2 protein-coding genes are annotated in these 3398 nt (G+C 50.0%); both read left to right on the top strand.

Annotation, left to right across the window (positions count from 1 at the left end; genetic code table 11):
* The first annotated feature begins 181 nt into the window (after positions 1-181).
* Positions 182-2509: a glycosyltransferase gene (locus P792_RS32145; protein ID WP_023979451.1), complete on the top strand. Its 2328-nt coding sequence runs from the start codon at positions 182-184 to the stop codon at positions 2507-2509.
* A gap of 138 nt (positions 2510-2647) precedes the next feature.
* Positions 2648-3376 carry a glycosyltransferase family 25 protein gene (locus P792_RS32140; RefSeq protein WP_023979450.1) on the top strand — a complete coding sequence of 243 codons (729 nt, stop codon included), beginning with the start codon at positions 2648-2650 and terminating at the stop codon, positions 3374-3376.
* The last annotated feature ends 22 nt before the right edge of the window (positions 3377-3398 follow it).

Below are 3398 nucleotides of genomic sequence, written 5' to 3'. Positions count from 1 at the left end.
GATACGTCTCATTAACGATCTCAGGGGAAACCATCATCAAGACATGGCGCGCGCTCGAGTGGAGGAGTGTTGTCTCGGCTGTGATCCTCGGTCATACAAAGACAAATCCGACTGTCTTGAGATCCATGTGGCAATGGCCAGACAGCACTTTCACAGTACGAGTCGATACGGAAGCAGGACGATGGTTCTTCGCGTGATCTCCAAAGCAGATGCTGAAACACTGAGAAAGTTCAGAAAAAGAAATCCTGCGGCTGACAATCTGGAAGTGGTACCGTCATTTGACGTGCTCGCACTCGACCGCAGTTATATGGTGGAGAACGGCCTTCTGGATGTTAATATCCGGGCGTCGGACGATCAGGTGGCCGAAATCTTTTCCCATGTCATTCAGTGGAGTCAGTGTGTTGCTGACGGTGTGCCGCGCACAATCTTCAGCGATAAATCATCGATACCAGATAATTTTGAGGAACTGGCGAACGCGCTCTTGCAGACGCTTCCCGAGGATTGGGACCTGATTGTTTGGGGCGTTGATTACAACGGCCTGATGATTGTCAAAATGCCCAATCAGATGGGTGACTGTATCCTCAAATGTGACGACCATCCATCAACCGGCCCTACAGGTCCTCTGGGAGAGCGTAAAACCCCTGCGTTGCTCTTGAAACTGAGCGCGATCGAGGGAATGTCCGGATATACGGTTTCGCCACGTGGCGCATCGATCCTGATGAATTCGCTGCCAATCCGAGAATATAGCTACAGAAGCAAGCTGGCGGGGCGCGAGATGAGGGGCGTCTCTCTCAGCACCCTCTTTTCGAGTTTGATCGAACATGGTGCTATGGCTGCGCATGTCTCATTCCCCCCGCTGGTTGTTGGCCGGCTACCAGAAGACGTTTTCAAGTCTGTCGGAGCTGTCGATGAGTCATTTGACTATGCGTGTATCAATGTCAGGCAGCTTTTCGATGGTTGCCTGAGCAAAAGTGCATGTCGTCCTATCTGTTCCAATGAAGCTGGAGCTTTCCCCAAGCTCATTCATTTTGTCGAGACCACCCCTGAAAAAATCGTCTTTGATGACGTGAATTACTTCTCCGAAAAAAAGCCGCCTGGTATCAGGCCTTTCGGCTTCAGTCATTATATGGCTGTGCTTTCCGCAGCGACTCATCATCCGGGGTTCAGGATTGTCCTCTGGTGCATCGCCGAACGTGAAGGGCCCTATTGGGAGGCAGTAAAGCATATAGCGGATATTGTGATCGTACCTGCGCCGCAGCGTATTTTTGGTAATCCGGTCATGCATCCTGCTCATCAGTCAGATATCATCAGAATGAGTGTCTTGCGGGCATACGGTGGAATTTATCTCGACCTGGATACGATCACCCTCAAAAGTCTAGAACCCCTCCTCTCCGCGACGCAAACTGTTATGGCTCGCGAGCTCATCTCAACAGATCCAAGGGTGGAAGCCGAAAGTCTCGGCAATTCAGTTATACTCTCCCCACCAGACGCCCCGTTCATGGCTGCATGGTGGGACAGCTACAAGCATTTCGACTCCCGGTATTGGGCGCATTCTTCGACAAAGATGCCCCACCTTCTGAATGCAGCGCGACCTGGTCTGGGGGCCATTCTTGCTCCGGAAGCTTTCTTTGTACCTTCCTGGGACCGAGCAGGGCTTTCCTCGCTTTTCGAGCAGGCTGTCGCTTTTCCGGACGCATACGTTTTCCATCTGTGGGAAAGTATGTCGTGGCCAGTCCTAAAAGAAATAGACGAAGCCAATATCTGGTCGCGGTTCGATACCTATTCGCTCGCCTGTCGTGCGATTCTTAGCAACGGCCATATCGAACACCTTGCTGAGCTACGCGATAGGTGCGCTGCATTTCCTCTCGTATCGACTGAAGATCATGGATTGCAATCTGTATTTCAGCAGATTTACAGAAACAATGATTGGGGAAGTTCCGGTCGCGTATATTCGGGGGTTGGGTCAGATCCTGATAAATGTAGTGATTATATAAACTTTATCTGTCACTATATTATACGCAACAAAATCCGGACAGTGCTAGATATTGGCTGTGGAGATTTCCGAGTAGGGGCCGAAATCGCACGGCGTTGCCCGGAAACAATGTTCGTCGCGATGGATCTTGTGCACGAAGTTATTGCTGTAAATAAACGTACCTACTCCAATCTGACGAATGTGCATTTCGGCGTAATCAATCTTGTCGAGCAGGTTCCCGCCGCTGATGGGGATTTGGTTATCGTGAAAGATGTATTGCAACATCTCTCAAATCAGTCGATCATCAAGGCGATCAGTAATATCTCGCGATACCGAGAAATAATTCTGGTTAATTATATGCTGCCTGACTATCCCATCATCAACGAAGACAAAGTTGATGGTAAACATATCCGAGGTGGTCGCCTCGATTTTTCACTTCCGCCTTTTGGCTTCACAACCGAAACATTGGCTAGGTTGATAATCAAGGGTTCTCCGGGCCTTACTGAGGTCGTACGCTATCGTCCGGCAACGGGCTAGATAACGATAGAGCTGACTCCGGGCGCCGCAGGTGGAGATGCGCTTTCGCGGTCCACGTCTTTCATCGACTCGCGGTTATGTTTTCGTGATTCAAAAAGTTTCTGTTCATCAGAATTAGAGTGTGTGGAAACGGAACGTATGAACAAATGGCTTATCACACTCGCACGCACGCCTGAACGACTAGAGGCCTTTCGCCGCGACAATCCCACCTTCACAGATGCACGGATTTTTGAGGCAATCGACGGTCTGAGGCTTGATCGCGCAGTGCTTATTGCGCAGAAGATCCTGGATCCCGCTTTGCAATACAGCGTTGGAGCGCTTGGCTGCGCCATGTCTCATCTCACGATATGGACGAACGCCCTGCAAGAAGGGCAGGGATGCACAGTTTTCGAAGATGATGCGGTCATCAGCGAGAGTTTCGATGAAAAAAGCACTGACCTCTTGGCTACGCTGCCTGAAGATTGGGATCTGGTTTTGTGGGGATACAATACAGATGCCCACCTCACATTTAGAAATGTGGAGACAGGATTTTATTGCACGTCGCGCTTTGATCACGAAAATCTTCTGAAATATAAAGAAGATTTCAGAAAAAAATCAGGGCAGTCATTGCTGTTTGGCTTGCTGCGCGCTCACGGGCTGATTGGTTATTCCATCTCACCCGGCGGTATTTCCAAAATGCTGGCGCATGTTCTGCCATTGCGGCCGATGCAGACATTTTATCCTGGTCTGGAGAAGAACAAGGAAAATACCGGCATCGATGATATGATGGCGGCTTGCTACGACAAGATGCGGGCCTGGGTTGCTTTTCCACCTCTCGTTCTTGCCAAGAACGATGTGGCCAATAGCACTGTGCAGACACTACGTTGATTTTTTAGATGTGCCGTCAGGG

The sequence above is a fragment of the Asaia sp. SF2.1 genome (assembly GCF_000505765.1).
Classification (GTDB): domain Bacteria; phylum Pseudomonadota; class Alphaproteobacteria; order Acetobacterales; family Acetobacteraceae; genus Asaia; species Asaia bogorensis.
Note: the sequence above shows the minus strand (reverse complement) of the source record. Positions and strands in the feature narration are given on the sequence as shown.

Excerpts from the sequence above, each read along its gene's own strand:
- P792_RS32145 (WP_023979451.1), top strand. The coding sequence starts at position 182 with ATGGTTCTTCGCGTGATCTCCAAAGCAGATGCTGAAACACTGAGAAAG.
- P792_RS32140 (WP_023979450.1), top strand. The coding sequence starts at position 2,648 with ATGAACAAATGGCTTATCACACTCGCACGCACGCCTGAACGACTAGAG.